12 protein-coding genes are annotated in these 15,939 nt (G+C 55.0%); 8 read left to right on the forward strand and 4 right to left on the reverse strand.

Annotated features, from left to right (window positions below; genetic code table 11):
- Window positions 1–34 precede the first annotated feature (34 nt).
- Complete coding sequence (locus tag YERSI8AC_RS17420; protein ID WP_159177955.1) at window positions 35–1,003, reverse strand: FecCD family ABC transporter permease; 969 nt, start codon at window positions 1,001–1,003, stop codon at window positions 35–37.
- Between the two features lie 53 nt (window positions 1,004–1,056).
- Entirely contained in the window at window positions 1,057–1,956 is a 900-nt protein-coding gene (locus YERSI8AC_RS17425) for an ABC transporter substrate-binding protein (protein WP_370657680.1), read from the reverse strand.
- Between the two features lie 302 nt (window positions 1,957–2,258).
- Here YERSI8AC_RS17425 and YERSI8AC_RS17430 point away from each other — a divergent pair, with 302 nt between their 5' ends.
- A complete protein-coding gene (locus tag YERSI8AC_RS17430; RefSeq protein WP_159177228.1) occupies window positions 2,259–4,391 on the forward strand; it encodes a TonB-dependent receptor domain-containing protein in 2,133 nt (710 codons plus the stop codon).
- Between the two features lie 154 nt (window positions 4,392–4,545).
- On the opposite strand, the gene YERSI8AC_RS17435 is transcribed toward YERSI8AC_RS17430, so the two are convergent.
- A complete protein-coding gene (locus tag YERSI8AC_RS17435) occupies window positions 4,546–6,510 on the reverse strand; it encodes a ligand-gated channel protein (RefSeq protein ID WP_022522402.1) in 1,965 nt (654 codons plus the stop codon).
- A 203-nt stretch (window positions 6,511–6,713) separates the two neighbouring features.
- Between YERSI8AC_RS17435 and YERSI8AC_RS17440 the strand changes: the two genes are divergently transcribed.
- The 5 genes from YERSI8AC_RS17440 to YERSI8AC_RS17460 all read left to right on the forward strand — a co-directional run bounded on the left by YERSI8AC_RS17440 (window position 6,714) and on the right by YERSI8AC_RS17460 (window position 12,765).
- A complete protein-coding gene (locus YERSI8AC_RS17440) occupies window positions 6,714–7,628 on the forward strand; it encodes a LysR family transcriptional regulator (RefSeq protein ID WP_159177230.1) in 915 nt (304 codons plus the stop codon).
- Window positions 7,629–7,707: 79 nt separating this feature from the next.
- A complete protein-coding gene (locus YERSI8AC_RS17445; RefSeq protein WP_022522400.1) occupies window positions 7,708–8,583 on the forward strand; it encodes an AEC family transporter in 876 nt (291 codons plus the stop codon).
- A gap of 56 nt (window positions 8,584–8,639) precedes the next feature.
- Complete coding sequence (locus tag YERSI8AC_RS17450) at window positions 8,640–9,854, forward strand: PQQ-dependent sugar dehydrogenase (RefSeq protein WP_022522399.1); 1,215 nt, start codon at window positions 8,640–8,642, stop codon at window positions 9,852–9,854.
- 53 nt (window positions 9,855–9,907) lie between these two features.
- Window positions 9,908–11,353 (forward strand): ATP-binding protein, encoded by a 1,446-nt coding sequence (locus YERSI8AC_RS17455; RefSeq protein ID WP_022522398.1) that lies wholly within the window; start codon window positions 9,908–9,910, stop codon window positions 11,351–11,353.
- Window positions 11,354–11,364: 11 nt separating this feature from the next.
- Window positions 11,365–12,765, forward strand: a complete 1,401-nt coding sequence (locus YERSI8AC_RS17460; protein WP_027958616.1) for a sigma-54-dependent transcriptional regulator — start codon at window positions 11,365–11,367, stop codon at window positions 12,763–12,765.
- A gap of 161 nt (window positions 12,766–12,926) precedes the next feature.
- On the opposite strand, the gene YERSI8AC_RS17465 is transcribed toward YERSI8AC_RS17460, so the two are convergent.
- Entirely contained in the window at window positions 12,927–13,364 is a 438-nt protein-coding gene (locus tag YERSI8AC_RS17465; protein ID WP_022522397.1) for a hypothetical protein, read from the reverse strand.
- 396 nt (window positions 13,365–13,760) lie between these two features.
- Here YERSI8AC_RS17465 and YERSI8AC_RS17470 point away from each other — a divergent pair, with 396 nt between their 5' ends.
- The gene (locus tag YERSI8AC_RS17470; RefSeq protein ID WP_022522396.1) at window positions 13,761–14,963 is read left to right on the forward strand and encodes a quaternary amine ABC transporter ATP-binding protein; all 1,203 of its coding nucleotides are present in this window, start codon (window positions 13,761–13,763) and stop codon (window positions 14,961–14,963) included.
- A complete protein-coding gene (locus YERSI8AC_RS17475) occupies window positions 14,963–15,793 on the forward strand; it encodes an ABC transporter permease (protein WP_009288360.1) in 831 nt (276 codons plus the stop codon). Before YERSI8AC_RS17470 ends, YERSI8AC_RS17475 begins: the two co-directional genes overlap by 1 nt.
- The last annotated feature ends 146 nt before the right edge of the window (window positions 15,794–15,939 follow it).

Genomic DNA, 15,939 nt, shown 5'->3' on the forward strand with positions numbered 1-15,939 from the left:
GAGCTTTTTATCTGCGTGGTTTTCATTAGCGAATTCATAGCATTGGTAGGCGGCGCGCACGTACAACCGCTATCAGTACGGGGGCGCCGCACAGCGCCGTGAGTACGCCCAACGGTAGTTCCGATGGAGCGACCACCACTCGAGAGATGATATCGGCCGCGAGGACGATCAGCGGCCCGATGGGCAGACAAAACCATAGCGTGCGACGAATATCAGGCCCGGCAAAGGCCCGTGCGACAAACGGCACCACCAACCCAACAAAGGCAATGGGCCCGGCGATGGCGGTGGCAGCCCCCACCAACAGCGCCACGCAGGCGATGACCAACCAACGAATGAGGTTGGGGTGGTGGCCCAAACCAGAGGCCACTCGTTCGCCTAGTGCCAGGGCAGCTAACGGCCGAGCAATCAGCGCAACCATCACTGACGCGACCAGCATACTGGGCAGCACGGCAAGCAGGTCGTCCAAGCGGCGGCCTGCCAAGCTGCCAATCACCCAGAAACGAATTTCATCAGCAGCACGCTGGTCATAAAGCAGTATCAATGAGGTTAAAGACGCCAGCAGACCAGAAAATGCGGCTCCGGCAAGCACGAGCCGGATGGGGTCGTTACCCACACCGCGAAAGCGCGCCACGCTCAATACGCACACGCAGCCCACCAGCGCACCTAACTGCGCAACTGAAATGCGTAACGTGGCGGCGCTGGCACCCAGAACCAAGGCCAGCGCCACGGCAAACGCCGCCCCCGCGCTAACCCCTAAAAGCCCCGGTTCAGCCAGCGGGTTGCGTGCCACCGCTTGCAACAAGGCTCCAGCAACGCCTAGTGCCATGCCCACGACAATACCAATTAAAGTGCGCGGTGCGCGCAGTTCCCAGACGATGAAGCGTGCTTCATCGTCCTGGGCGCCGCTGAGTAGCGCCAGGGCCCTGCCGGGGCCAACGCTACCTGCGCCGATTAATAAACTAACGAGACTCACCGCCACAAGGGCGGTGAGTAGCAGCAGCATTAGCGTTCGGGGAGTAGCACGCCTAACGTTAGGCGTTGCAAAACGTGGAACCGTCACGGCAACAGCGCTGCCTCTATATCGTCAAGAATCGCCTGGGCAGCCAGCGGGCCATTGGCACTTGTCCATAGCTGGCCATCTACCGGCACTACGTGGTCTTGCTGCACCACGTTTAGGCGCGTAAAGGCACTGCTCTGCTTGGCTGCGTCCACCGCCGCTTGGCCATCTTCGTTGAGCGTTGCCAGGAACAGCCAGTCGCCGTCCACTTGGGAAAGGTTTTCCAGGCTCAGCACATCGCTATGCACGCCGCGCTCGCCCACTAGGCCAGCGTCCTGAACATCCAGCCCCGCTTGGGCTAACAAACCTGCAGCGAAAAGGTTTTCCGACATCACCATAGGGCCACCGGGCATCCAGCGCACCAAGAAGGCGCTACCACCGACACCGGCCTCTTCCACTGCCTCGGCGACCTCGGCGGCGCGTTGCTCAACGGCCTCAATCGCTTCTGCGATGGCGGCTTGGCGATTAAGCGCTTCGCCGTAAAGGCGGGCTTCGTCTTTCCAGTTATCCGGCGCAAGTGGCTGAGTGGGTGGCACCACCGTAGGCGCAATACGTGACAGCAGTTGATACTGCTCATCAGAAAGCTGGGCGGGCGCCAAAATCAGATCCGGCTGCTGCGCTAGCACGGCTTCGATATTGATCTCGCGCACCACGCCCATAATGGCAGGCGTGTTCTCGCCAAGGTGCGCTTCAATATAGCTTGCCACGTTGTCGCCACCACGCGTCGTCACAGCGCCTAGCGGGTTCACGCCTGCCGCTACGGCAGCGTCCAAAGCGCCTTCGTAGAGTGTTACGACGCGCTCTGGGGTTCCCTCAACGTCTACGTCGCCAAAGGCGGTTTCCAGCGTGCGCGCTTGCGCAGTGCCTGCCACAAAAATACTTAGCAATACGCCGACCATACCTAAACGCCCGCTCTTAGCGAGGATGGCGGCCATTGATGTCGTTTTAACCAGCATAAGTTTCTCTCAATACGGTACCTTGGCAAGGATAATAACGATTCTCAAAAGCGCTTGCACTACTATTCCAGCGAATGGCGTGTTCCATTTCCTGCAACTCCTCCACCCTCTCACTGTTTCAGTATGCGCAACGCAACGTTCCTCAATCATTCCCTCGCGTTTGGGAACTTTTCTTTTTAGACTCCCGCCTTTATTTGATAATTAATATCATTGGCTAATAATTATCGTAACCAAGAGGGAATGACATGCCACGCTTTACTCGCTCTGTTCTGGCTAGTGCCGTCACGTTTGCTGTTTCTGCAGGCACAGCCACCGCTCAAGAAGATCAACAGCTGGACAATATCGTTGTCTCGGCCAGCGGGTTTGAACAGGCGATGGTCGATGCCCCCGCCAGCATTTCGGTGATCTCTCGCGAGGAGCTTTCGCGTCAACGGGTTACCAGTATTGCTGATGCCCTGCGCAACGTTGAGGGGGTGGATATCGGCGGCTCAGTGGGCAAAACCGGTGGTAGCAACATTAGTATTCGTGGCATGCCCAGCGACTACACGCTGATCCTGATTGACGGCCGCCGCCAGAATACCGCCGGCAGCGTGACGCCCAATGGGTTTGGCGAAACCTCCACCAGCTTCTTTCCCCCCATTTCCAGCATTGAACGAATTGAAGTTATCCGTGGGCCGATGTCGACACTATATGGCTCTGACGCCATGGGTGGGGTAATCAACATTATTACCCGCCGGGTTGGCCGCGAGTGGACTGGCTCTATCGGGGTCGAAAACACCTTTAACGAAAATCGCGATTTTGGCGATCGTCGCGAGATCAACCTGTATACCAGCGGCCCTTTGGTGGAAGATACCCTTGGCCTTCAACTGCGTGGCCGGGTTTATGAGCGCGATGCTTCTGAACTCACCTACACCGACGGTGACGGCAATCCTATTGAGGTCAGCCAGCGCGGCCCCAGCCCGGTGGAAGGCGATACCTACAACATCGGCGGCAAGCTAACCTGGACACCCTCTGATAGCCATGACCTGTGGCTAGATGGTGAAGTCAATCGTCAACGCTATAACAACGACGAGTGCCAGCTAGGCACCCTGGATGGACGCACCCGCAGCTGCGCGCCCGACCCTGGCAGCGCCACCGGCTATTCGGATGAACTCCGTTTTGAGCGCGAGCAAATCGCCATTGGCCACACTGGACGTTTTGCCTCGGGTACGTTGGAATCCAGCCTGATGCGCAATACCACCGAAACCAAAGGACGCACGATTCCTGGTGATGTGGGCGTCGCTTACGAAGGCTTTCCTAGCATTGTCGGCGGTGCGCCGCGGGAGCTGGAAACCACCAATACCGTGCTCGACAGCAAATTCATCATGCCGCTGGGCAACCACATGACCACGTTGGGCCTGCAGTGGTGGGATGCCGAGCTGGACGACGGCTTGGCCGGTGAGACCTTTGCCCAAACCACCTGGTCGCTGTTTGCTGAAGATGAATGGATGCTGCGGGACGATTTGGCCCTGACCCTAGGCGGCCGTTACGATCACCACGACGCCTTTGGCAGCCAGTTCAGCCCGCGCGGCTACTTGGTGTGGAACACGACGCCCAACTGGACATTAAAAGGTGGCGTGAGCCGCGGCTATAAAACGCCCACGCTTAATGATTTGCACGATGGCATCAACGGCGTTACCGGCCAAGGCACCGTGCTGACCATTGGCAACCCGGATCTTGAGCCTGAAACCAGCACCAGCAGCGAGATAGGCGCCCATTACGACAACCAGCAAGGCTTTACCGCCAGCGCCACGCTGTTCCACAACCAGTTTGACGATAAGATTGCCAGTGGCAGCGATATCCTGGTGGAAAACGACCCGCTAATTCCTGACGGCACTTACAGTCAACAGGTCAATGTCGACGAGGCGATCACCCAGGGGGTTGAGCTCTCTACTGGCTACCAGTTCGCTCCCGATTGGCGCGTCAACGCCAATTACACCTACACCGATAGCGAACAGAAGAGTGGCGATAACAAGGGCGAGCCGCTGACAGATACCCCGGAACACGCCATCAACGCCACGCTGCGCTGGCAGGCAACGGCAAAACTGGACACCTGGCTCTCAGCTGAGTACCGCAGCGAACGCTACCGTAACCGCGAAAGCGTGCGCGGCGCCCCCTCGTTTGATGACCTGGGCGACTTTAAAGCCTATTCACTGTTTCACTTAGGCGGTAACTATGCAGTCACCAATCAGCTTAATCTGAGCGCAACCATCTATAACCTGTTTGACAAAGACTTTGTCGACTACCGCGCCTACGGCGATGGCTCCAGCTTTGGCAACGTTTACGCCAATAGTGAAGAAGGTCGCCGTCTGTGGCTATCCGCCCGCTACGAGTTCTAATCAATTTCAGCTCGCTACTGTTTCAATGCTGATTTCTGCCCCGGCCATGCGCTGGGGCTTTTTTGCTGACTCTCCTCTCCTTGCCTAGCAGCCAAAAAAGCGGCTATCGCTGGATAGCCGCTGCTGTACTGCGTTTATAACGGGAACCTAGCGTTTAGAAGGCGACGTTGAGACCTAACCAAACCCGGCGGCCATCTTCCACATAGCCGTACTCATCGTAGTCAATCGCTTCGTCGAACAGGTTGTAGATACCCGCGTTCAGTTGAGTCGATTCATTTAGCTGGTAGCCAATACCTGCATCTACAAAGGTGTAGGAAGGAGCCACAATGGCACTGCTCGAAGGGCCAGTAGTCGGTTGGCTCTCTTCGCCGCGGTAAGTGACTTTTGTCCATTGACTCAACTTGGCAGAGACTTGCCAATCTAACGAGGCGGATACCTGGTGCTTAGGCAGCTGTGTTAACGGCTCGCCTGCATACTCACCGCTTTTTTGCTCGCTATCGGTATAGGTGTAGCTGGCCGTTAACTCAACGGTATCGGTTAAAGGCGCAGCCACACTCGCCTCTACGCCCTGGGTCACCGCTTCATCAACGTTAACGCGATAAGTCGGGTCGCTGCCAAACTGGTTAGCGCCATCCGTACAGATATCGATGGGGCAAGCTATTCGGGTAATTTTATCGTCAAAGTCGTTATGGAATAGCGTGACGCTGCCGCTCAGGCCAGAGTCGTTAGCATAAAGCAGGGCCAGCTCTTTATTGAGCGAGGTCTCTGGCTCAAGGTCAGGATTACCGTAAATATTGCCACCACGACTGACCTGCCCCCAGTCGGGGGTGATCTCGCGCAGGTTGGGCGCTCGATAACCGGTTGAAACGCCGCCTTTCAACGTCCAGTCAGGCGTCATATTCCACACGCTATAAAGACGCGGGCTTAAATGACTACCGTAGTTGTCGTCATCATCAACACGTAAACCGCCGGTCAATGCCCAGGAATCGGTAAGCATCCATTCATCTTCAACAAAAATTGCCCATTGGCTATTCTCAATCTCACTACGATCAGAGTCAGGCAGTCTGTTCGTTGTACTATCTTCAAGCGACTCTTCCTCGTAGTTAGCGCCTAGCGTCACCATATGCATGCCTAGCGGAATGACCGCGCTGGTTTTGGCGGTAGTGTTGGTGATTTCAATATCCCGCGATTTATTTTCGCTGCGCTCACGTTGCAGGTAAGTTTCGCTGGTACCCCAATCGAAGCGGCCACTGTGGGTTAACGCAACGTGCTGATGGGTATAGTTGTTGTAGCTATCCTCACAACCACCGCGACAGCCCTCCGATGGCGCCGAGTTGCCCATCAGCGATTCGCGCTCCTGCTCCGTGATACCGGCCTCAAAAGTGAAGTCGTGGTTTTTTGATGCGGCAAGACTAAATCGAGCGGTGAGGCTTTGCAGGCTTTTATCTTCGTAGCCGTTAAGGATATTGTCTTCATCGCGCTGAGAGGCACGGCCATAGAGCTGGAGCCCTAAACGCTCCCCTACCAGCGGGCCACTCAGATAAAAATTGGCTTGGCGGCTATCGCCGGAGTCGCTGTCTTCCTGAAGCACGGTGTCGAGTTGCACATTACCGTGCCACTCCTGCGCAACCTTGCGGGTAATCACGTTAATGACCCCGCCGATGGCATCGGAGCCGTAGAGCGTCGACATTGGCCCACGCACTACTTCAATACGCTCAATAGCCTGTAACGGCGGCAGCCAGTCTTGCTCAAAACCTGCATCGCCATTAGGGCGAGACTCGCGGGAATTCTGCGGGCGCCCATCGACCAATATCAGGGTGTACTGGGAGGGCATGCCGCGAATAGAGATATCCTGGCCGTTATCCCCTCTCCCACCGCCGGTGACAATCACACCGGGCACATCGCGCAGCGCATCGGTAACACTCTGATAGTGGCCTTGTTCCAACTCTTCGCGGGAAACCACGCTGATAGACGCGGGGGCATTGGTAATCTGCTGTTCAAAACCTGACGCAGTTACCACCATATCGTCTAAGCGGGGCGCGTCTTGTGCCCAAAGAGCACTACTGGCAAGCGAAGAGATAGCGCTGGCCAGCAGCGTACGGCGCAAACAGGGAGACATAACTTCGTCCTTTATAGTGTGTGAGCAATGTGGGTAAGCATTCGCTCTATTAAATGCGAATTATTAGCATTAATATTTTTACACACTCTTTGCACACTAGGGTGAGACGGTACGTTCAGCATACCGGAACACAAATGCCTATTATTTTCATTCGCACCGAAAAATGGCACAATTAGCGCTCACCCTTTTCCGTGGGCCTGACCATGTATGACTTTGACGAACTTACCGCCTTTGCCGATGTGATGACCACGGGCAGTTTGACTCGCAGCGCTCAAAAGCTCGGATTAGCCAAATCGACCCTTAGCCGCCGTATCAGCCAGCTCGAAACCCGGCTTAACCAGCCACTGCTGCGCCGTCAGGCCAACCGCTTGATTCCTACCGAGGCGGGGTTACTGTTTCACAACTACTGCACCGAGCTTTTGGCAATGGCGGCTCATAGCCAGGAGGCGCTGGCAGAGCTGCGTGAGGAGATTAGCGGCGAAATTACCCTTGAAGTGCACGGTGCCCTGGCCCGCAGCTGGTTAGCCAGTGCCATTGATGCGTTCTTAAATCGCCACCCTAAGGTAGAGCTAACGCTACACACTCGGGAAACGCCGCCCACTAAAATGCACAGCAATAGCGTGCATGTCTGGCTTGGGCCGACTCATGAGTGCGGGCTAAACCAGGAGCGCCTGGGCCACCTATCCCGCGGGCTTTATGCTAGCCCACGCTATTTAGCAGCCGCTGGCACGCCGCACCATCCCGATGAGCTAAACCAACACGCCTGGATAGACCTGCTGGGCACGGCTTCTGACGGGCTACTGCTCACTCATCCAGAGCATGGCGAATACACCTTTAACCCGCCCCGTTCACGGCTGCGGGTAGATCTCACTACCCTGCATATAGATGCCATTGCGCGCAGCCAGGGTATCGGCTTGCTCTCACACTGGTTAACCGCAAAACGCGAACAGCATCATCCAGGCGAGCTGATTAACTGCCTGTCCGGCTGGGAGCCGGTGCCACTGCCTATCACACTGCTTTATGCTTACGGTCACCAGACCCGCCGTACCCACGCGCTGTTAGAGTTTTTACGTAGCCAAGTGCCCGCACCGTGGCGCACGTCAGCCGCAACGGTGTAAGTTAATTCGAGTGTTTACCTTGCCAGTTAGCCCGCTTATTAACGACAATAGGCGGCTACCGATTAGCCAAGGACTGTAAATGCTCGCCGAACTCTTTGCTGTCATGGCGCCCGTGCTGGCGGGTGCAGGGCTCGGCTACTTGTGGGTACGCCTAGGCCATCCCTACCCGGTCGACTTTATTACCCGGCTGGTGTTTAACATTGGCACGCCTTCGCTGGTATTGGCCTCCCTGGCGGGTGCTGATATTGATGCCACCACCTTTGGCCAGACGATGCTAGCCGCCGCGCTTGTCATTCTCACTATGGGGGCGGCGACCTTTGGCGTGGCAAAACTGCTGCGCCGCAGTTGGCGGGTACTGCTTGCGCCCATGATGTACCCCAACACCGGCAACATGGGCTTACCCGTGGTGCTTTACGCCTTTGGTAGTGCCGGGTTTGCCTACGGCATCACCGTGATGGTGACCGTCTCGCTTTTTCAGTTCACCCTAGGCGCTGTGCTTAATAGCCAAGGCAACCCGCTTAAAACCCTTGCCAAAACGCCTACGGTGTATGCCATTGCGATTTCCATGGCGCTACTGCTAACGGGCACCTCCCTGCCCCCCTGGCTGGCGAATACGGTGGACTTAATGTCGGGGTTCACGGTACCGCTCATGCTCATTACTCTGGGCGTATCGCTAGCCAGCATTCAGGTGAAGAACCTGCGTTCAGGGCTCGGATTTAGTCTGGTGCGCGTGCCCCTCGCTGCCGTGGTCGCCTGGTTGATCGCTGGCTGGGTGGGCCTTCCGCCACTGGCCCAAAGCATTTTAGTGGTGCAGATGTGCATGCCAGTGGCGGTCTTCAACTATCTCTTTGCTCAGCGCGCCCAGCGCGAACCCGTCTATGTAGCCAGTTTGGTCTTCTGCTCGACGTTGTTAGCGCTGTTTTACCTGCCCGTGCTACTCGCCCTGCTCATGTAATAGTGGAACCCACACGTGACTAAAAGGTCACTGCTAGACTACTGGCAAGGATGCCAATGATTAACGTCACCAGAGGGCACGCTATGCTTCACATGAACAACCATACCCAACGCCCACTGCCCCCTGGGGCTTGGGCAAGGATCAGTGGACTAGTGCTGGCGGGCGCTATTAACACGGCAAATGCGGAAATCGTCCAGGAATCGCTGGAAACCGACCATTTAAACCTTTCCATTGAGCGTATCGCCGATGGTTTTGAGCACCCTTGGGCGGTGGCGTTTTTACCCGATGGCCGCTACTTGGTGAGCGAACGCAGCGGGCAACTGAAACTTGTCGACCCCGAGAGCGGTGAAGCCAGTACGTTGGAAGGCATGCCCGAAGTGAGTACTCAGGGCCAGGGCGGTTTGCTAGACGTAGCGTTACATCCTGATTTTGAAGGCGGAAATGGCGAGGGTGATAACGACTGGATCTATTTCACCTGGAGCAAGCCCGAGGGCAATAACAGCCGTTCAGCATTATCGCGAATAAAATGGCACAATGGCCAGCTAGGAGAGGTCGAACACTTGTTTGAACAAGATCGCGCCTCTGGGCCGGGCCGCCATTACGGCTCGCGGTTGGCGTGGCTGCCCGACGGTACCCTGCTAATGAGTATTGGGGATCGCGGCAGTGAACCGCCCCGCGCCCAGGCAAGCGATGACCACGCGGGCTCTACCCTGCGTCTTACCGCTACTGGCGGCGTTCCCGATGACAACCCTTTCGTTGGTGATGACACCACCCTGGATGAAATTTACTCCATGGGTAATCGCAATATTCAAGGCATGGTCGTGCTCAGTAACGGCGAAGCCTGGGCGTCAGAGCATGGCCCCCGCACCGGCGACGAGCTGAATCATATCGAAGCGGGCAATAATTACGGCTGGCCAAAGGTCAGCCAGGGCAATGACTATGCAACCAACGAGCCGATTGGCGAAGATTCGCTCCCCGGCATGGTTGATCCAGTGTATGTATTTGAAGGCCGCTTCGCCCCCGCTGGGCTTGCCGAAGTGACTAGCGACGCCTTTAGTGAGTGGCAAGGCAACTTATTAGCCGGTGGGCTAGGTAGCGAGAAGCTGTTGCGCCTGCGCTTGGAAGAGGGCCGTGTCACCGAGGAAGAGCTGATTTTACAAGGCGAAGTGGGTCGCATTCGCGATGTTCGCCAAGGCCCTGATGATGCCATTTACTTACTCACTGACGCCCCCCAGGGCGGCTTGTACCGCCTAGCGCCAACGAACCAGTAGCGCTTCATTCACTGGCTGATATTAAAACGTATTAAAACCACCATGGATGCCCCATGCGACTACGCAATTTGATTATTTTGACCGTGATTGTGCCGCTATTTGTCATCCTGGTGGTTTTTAGCTTAGTGGCAATCAAGTCGCTCGAAGATAACGTACGCTCAAAGTTACAAACGGAAGTTGAGATTATTACCCGTACGCTGAGTTCGTCGCTCAGCTACGCGGTTACGCCAGATAGCAACACGCCGCTTGAAGAAGCGCTACAGTCGGCGTTCTCCTTCCATCGAATTTACGGTGCCTATGTATTCGATACCCAGGGTCGCGATATTTACGGGCTGGGCCTAGGCAAAGATATTTTCAGCCGTGAAGAGATTCAACAAATCATTGAGCGCGATGACTTATATAGCAACTATCGCCAACACGATGGGTGGAATTACTACTCTGCATTGACACCCTTGCGCTCACAAGATGGCACTGTATATGGGGTACTGCAGGTTAATCGGCTAAATACCGGTATTGAGAACTACACGGGTTTTATCAGTATTGTGGCCGTGTTGGTGTTTGTGATTGGCGCCGCCGGAATCGTGTTTAGTATTTGGTGGGGGTTTCGCCGCCATATCGAGCGCCCGCTTAACCGGCTGCTGCACGTAATGCAGTTGGTAGAAAAAGGTGACCGCAGCCAGCGCGCCACCGAAGACGGCCCTATCGAATATCGCCACCTTGCCTCCGGTTTGAATGGCATGCTGGATGCGATGGCCGAAAAAGACCAAGAGATCGAAAATCGCCAACGGCGCGAAATTGAGCTTGAAAAGCGCCTGCGCAAATCGAAAAAGCTGGCTGAACTGGGCGTATTGGCAGCCGGCGTTGCCCATGAGATAGGTGCGCCGTTAACGGTGATCAATGGCCAGGCCCAGCGTTTGGCTCGCCGCGATGTGATTGGAGATGACGAACGCGCACGGCTAGGGCGTATTCGTGGCGAAGTCGAGCGCATCGTTGAAATTGTGCGCCAGTTGATGGAATTAGGCCGCCAACATAACGTAGAGAAAGGCGAACTGGCGCTTGATCAGCTTATTATGAATGCCAGCGATTTGGTTGAAGACGAGCTGGAACCACGCAATATTCGTTTAGACATTGAATTACCGTCGCCGACACCCAACTTACTCGCCAACGGCCAACAAATTGTGCAGGTGCTGACCAATTTGCTGCGCAATGCAGCGCAAGCCCCCGAAGTGAACAGAATTCGAGTGCGCGCCCAGCAGCAAGAGCACGAATTAATACTGTGGGTGGAAGATGATGGCCCAGGGATACCCAGTGCCCATCATCACAAAGTGTTCGACCCATTTTTCACCACCAAACCGGTCGGTCAAGGCAGCGGTTTGGGACTCTCTATGGTACATCGCATTATTAACGACCACGGCGGTACGATCGGCGTGTTTGACAGCGCCCTTGGCGGCGCTGGATTTGAAATCACACTACCTATTAGTGAAACCGCATCCGCGTGAGGACAACGTTTGTGACCCAACAGGATCCCCTTTTACCTTTGTTGGTGGTTGAAGATGACGCCGCTATACGTGAGTTATTAGAAGAAGAACTGCAGGATGCAGGCTACACGACACTCGGCGTACCTAGCGCTGAAGAGGCGATTGCCTTACTAAGCCACACCACCGTCTCACTGGTAATTACCGACGTGCGACTGCCGGGTATGACCGGCATTCAGCTACTCCAGCAGCTCCGCCAAGCAGGCAGTGAGCTGGGTATTATTGTGATTACCGCTTTCGGTACCATCGATCAGGCGGTTGAGGCACTTAAGCTAGGGGCTGACGACTTTTTAACCAAGCCGTTAGACCTTGATGCCATCCGCGATGCCGTATTTCGCGTGCTGGAACGCCAACGCCTGGCGGTTTTCCACGACACGGATATCAGCCATTTCCACGGCATTGTGGGTAAAAGCCAGGTCATGCAGACACTGTTTCATGATGCCTCCCGCCTTGCCAAAAGCGATGCCCCCATTTTGATCTTAGGGGAAAGCGGTACCGGCAAAGAGTTACTCGCCCGCGCCATTCACCAGGAAAGCCCTCGCAATGACCAACCCTTTGTGCCGGTTAACTGTGCGAGCATTCCCGCAGATTTGATGGAGAGTGAGTTCTTTGGTCATGTAAAAGGCGCCTTTACCGGGGCTAATGAGGCGCGCAAAGGGCTCTTTCAAAGCGCTCAGGGCGGCAGCCTGTTTTTAGATGAGATTGGTGAAATGCCCATCAATCTGCAGGCTAAACTACTGCGGGCCTTGCAGGAGAAAACCGTGCGCCCAGTGGGCGGCGAGCGCGAAGAGCCAGTAGATGTCCGCATCATCGCTGCGACTCACCGCAACCTGGAGAAGGAAATCGAGCAGGAGAATTTCCGCAGCGACTTGTTCTACCGTTTGGAAACGTTCTCGCTGCGCATTCCCCCGCTACGCGAGCGCGGTACCGATATTGAGCACCTTGTTTTTGCCCTTATCGACAAGCACTCCGAGGCCCAGGGCAAGCAGATCGAACAAATCGAGCCAGAAGCGCTCAACAACCTGCTCAACTATGCCTATCCCGGTAACGTTCGCGAACTGGAAAACGCCATCATGCGGGCAGTTACCCTGAGCGAAGATGGCTCGCTCAGCCATAAAGATCTGCCCGAACGGCTGCGCGAACAATCAACGGTCGAAAGCGGTACCCCACTGGTGCCTACCGTCAGTGGCGAAGTGCTGGCAGGGAGCCAGGTGCCCTCGGCAACGCCAATCCGCTGGCCTAGCCTAGAAGAAGTTGAAAAGCGCTATATTAACAAGGTATTAGAAGCAACGGGTGGCAACAAACGACGCACCGCAGAAGTGCTGGGCATTGCTCGTCGGACGCTCTATCGCCGCCTGGAAGATAGTGAAGAGTAACTACCAGGATACTGATAAGGCGGGATGCGCTAGCTAGAAAGCAAACAAAAAAACCCCCGCGGGCGCGGGGGCGGAAAGGATGGCAAATCGTGTGGAGCAGCCGCAGGGAACAAACAGCTGAGGCGATTTACCATCGTAGGGAGCGGTACACTTGCTAAAGACTAGTTACTGGTCGAATTTTCATCCTCTTCCTCAGCGCCAGGCATAGGTTCGGTTCCTTCACCAAAGCCAGGCTCGTCGTCAGGGTTCATAGTGCCCTCTGCGGGCTCGTCCATGGTGTCATCCGGCATGGACTCTTCTGGCATAGGATCTTCTGCCATCGTTTCTTCAGATTGCGTCATGCTGTTTTCTGCTGCTGGCTCTTCACTTAAGCCTGGATCCTGCTCCATCGCTGACTCTTCACTCATACCCGGTTCCGGCTGAGTGGTGGCATCCTGCTCTAATGGTGAAGACTCTTCAGCAGGTGGCGCTGTTTCTTCGTTATCACCGCAACCAGCTAACACAATTACACTTGCCGCTGTCGCCATCATGCACAGCGTTAACCAGCGTGGGCGATTGGAAATTTGCTTGCTCTCAATGTGGTCGTGTTGCTTATCCATAATACCCACCTCCATTACTTACGCTGCTTGTTTCTAAACATTTCACTGGAAAAATCGACAGTCAGCTTTCCGTACACGTATACAAGTTATTCACAACACTCTACTTAGATTACAATCACTTTACGTGCCAAAAACATAAAAAACCAATATAAACAATTAATAATCAATATCTTATAAAACATTAGCAATGCCATTATGTACTTATAGGCAGCCCGCGCGAGTGGGTAAAAAATGACACATGTAGCGTTAATTGCCCCGTTGAGCGAGCCGTTGTGACACACAGGCCCCACCTATGTATAATAATTTTTAATAAATTATCCGACTCAAGCTCTTATTTCTTTATGAATGGCGCAATAACGACACACGCCCATTCAGCTCAACAAAAAGGCATCGCCGATGGACGAGACACGACCCGTCAAAATTAAAGTGCGCGGATTAAGCAAAGTCTTTGGTAAGCACCCACAAAAAGCCATTGAGCTACGTGATCAAGGAATGAAGCGCCCCGAAATTCTGGAGAAATCCGGCCAGACGCTGGGGCTATCCAATATTTCGTTTGATGTCTATGAAGGCGAACTGCTGGTCATCATGGGACTCTCGGGGTCAGGCAAATCGACCTTGATCCGTTGTCTTAACCGTCTAATTGAGACCACCGAAGGTGAGATCATTATCGACGGCGAAAACATCCCGACGCTAAAAGAGAAAGCGTTACTGGAGTGCCGCCGCCGTCACTTCTCTATGGTATTTCAAAATTTCGCGCTATTTCCCCACCGCACTGTGCAGCAAAATGCCGAGTTCGGTTTGGAAATTCGCGGCGTAGAGAAAACAGAGCGCCATAAAATTGCCCATGATGCGCTTAAGCAAGTGGGCCTGGAGGGCTGGGAAGACGCCTACCCGAATCAACTTTCCGGCGGTATGCAGCAGCGCGTTGGCCTCGCCCGTGCTCTGGCAAACGATGCCACCGTACTGTTAATGGATGAAGCTTTCTCAGCACTTGACCCGCTAATTCGCAAAGACATGCAGCAAGAGCTTTTGCAGCTGCAATCCAAAATGCAAAAAACCACGGTCTTCATCACCCACGATCTGGATGAGGCGCTCAACATTGGCGACCGTATCGTGTTGCTGAAAGATGGCGAAGTGGTGCAGATCGGCACGCCGGAAGAGATTCTGACCAAGCCTGCGGATGACTACGTGCGTCGCTTTATCGAAGGCGTTGACCGGGCACGTATCTTGACCGCCGAGAGCGCCATGCGGCCACTGCGCTCCACCGCTCGGGAAAGCGATGGCCCACGCACGGCGCTACACCGCATGCGCGACCATGCTATCGACTCCATTTATGTGGTTGATCGCAACCGCCGCCTTATCGGGCTACTCGAGGCCGATGCCGCCAGCCGGGCCATTGAAGAGAGTGCCGATTCGATTATTCCCTACTTAACCCAGGATTTCCGCAAAGTCCCTATGGATGAGCCACTGCATAACCTGTTTGCCATGTTTAGTGAAAAGAGTTTCCCTATCGCCGTTATTGATAAGCAAGAGCAACTGCTAGGCGTGGTGGTTAAAGGCGCAGTACTCGACGAACTGGCACGAGCAGGAGAGCAATAATGGATATCCCACGCATCCCGCTAGGTGATTGGATTGAAGGCGGCCTGACTTGGTTGACCAGCGAATACTCTTTGGTTACCCGCGGCATCTCTCGTTTCACTCAAACCGGTATCGATGTTTTAAATGACGGCTTGATGTGGTTACCCGAGTGGGCGCTGCTTGGCTTGATCGCCCTGCTCTGCTGGAAGCTGGCGGGCACTCGCCTAGCCATAGGCGCTGCTGCGGGCTTGGCACTGATCTGGAACCTGGGGCTTTGGAACCCGATGATTGAAACGCTCACGCTGGTAGTGTTCGCTACCATGGTGGCAGTCGTCATCGCGTTACCTGTGGGTATTGCCGCGGCGCTGTCTAACCGGCTTTACCGGGTCATTATGCCAATTCTCGACTTTATGCAGACCATGCCAGCATTCGTCTATTTGATCCCGGCTATTCCATTTTTCGGTATTGGCTCGGTGTCGGCGATTTTTGCTACGGTGATCTTCTCGATGCCTCCGGCCATTCGCTTTACCACCCTGGGTATTCGTCAAGTACCGGTGGAGCTGATTGAGGCCGCCGATGCCTACGGCGCTACCCGTGGTCAAAAGCTATTCAAAGTGCAGCTACCGCTGTCACTGCCCACAGTAATGGCAGGTATCAACCAAACGATAATGCTCGCTCTCTCCATGGTAGTCATCGCCGCCATGATTGGTGCAGATGGTTTGGGCAGCGAAGTATGGCGCGCAATTCAACGCTTGCGCCCTGGCGACGGCTTTGAAGCAGGCATCGCGGTGGTCATCCTGGCCATGCTGCTTGACCGCCTGACGCAATCGCTTAGAAAAACCCGGCAATAGCGAAAACGCGCGATAGAGTAAAACAGCAGAAGCGTCTGCGTTGAGCCATTAGCTTGCTAAGTCGCTCTTTGCTTACCATGCTGTGTTTTGCAGCAACCGTGCTCGTTAAGCATCATGCACGTTAATAACCAGTAAATTTATATTTT

It is taken from the genome of Halomonas sp. 113, assembly GCF_904067645.1.
GTDB classification, from domain to species: domain Bacteria; phylum Pseudomonadota; class Gammaproteobacteria; order Pseudomonadales; family Halomonadaceae; genus Vreelandella; species Vreelandella titanicae.

What these genes read in the sequence shown, in the direction of transcription:
- YERSI8AC_RS17420 (WP_159177955.1), bottom strand. Translation starts at nt 1,003, where the DNA reads ATGCTGCTGCTACTCACCGCCCTTGTGGCGGTGAGTCTCGTTAGTTTA.
- YERSI8AC_RS17425 (WP_370657680.1), bottom strand. Translation starts at nt 1,956, where the DNA reads ATGGTCGGCGTATTGCTAAGTATTTTTGTGGCAGGCACTGCGCAAGCG.
- YERSI8AC_RS17430 (WP_159177228.1), top strand. Translation starts at nt 2,259, where the DNA reads ATGCCACGCTTTACTCGCTCTGTTCTGGCTAGTGCCGTCACGTTTGCT.
- YERSI8AC_RS17435 (WP_022522402.1), bottom strand. Translation starts at nt 6,510, where the DNA reads ATGTCTCCCTGTTTGCGCCGTACGCTGCTGGCCAGCGCTATCTCTTCG.
- YERSI8AC_RS17440 (WP_159177230.1), top strand. Translation starts at nt 6,714, where the DNA reads ATGTATGACTTTGACGAACTTACCGCCTTTGCCGATGTGATGACCACG.
- YERSI8AC_RS17445 (WP_022522400.1), top strand. Translation starts at nt 7,708, where the DNA reads ATGCTCGCCGAACTCTTTGCTGTCATGGCGCCCGTGCTGGCGGGTGCA.
- YERSI8AC_RS17450 (WP_022522399.1), top strand. Translation starts at nt 8,640, where the DNA reads ATGATTAACGTCACCAGAGGGCACGCTATGCTTCACATGAACAACCAT.
- YERSI8AC_RS17455 (WP_022522398.1), top strand. Translation starts at nt 9,908, where the DNA reads ATGCGACTACGCAATTTGATTATTTTGACCGTGATTGTGCCGCTATTT.
- YERSI8AC_RS17465 (WP_022522397.1), bottom strand. Translation starts at nt 13,364, where the DNA reads ATGGATAAGCAACACGACCACATTGAGAGCAAGCAAATTTCCAATCGC.
- YERSI8AC_RS17470 (WP_022522396.1), top strand. Translation starts at nt 13,761, where the DNA reads ATGGACGAGACACGACCCGTCAAAATTAAAGTGCGCGGATTAAGCAAA.
- YERSI8AC_RS17475 (WP_009288360.1), top strand. Translation starts at nt 14,963, where the DNA reads ATGGATATCCCACGCATCCCGCTAGGTGATTGGATTGAAGGCGGCCTG.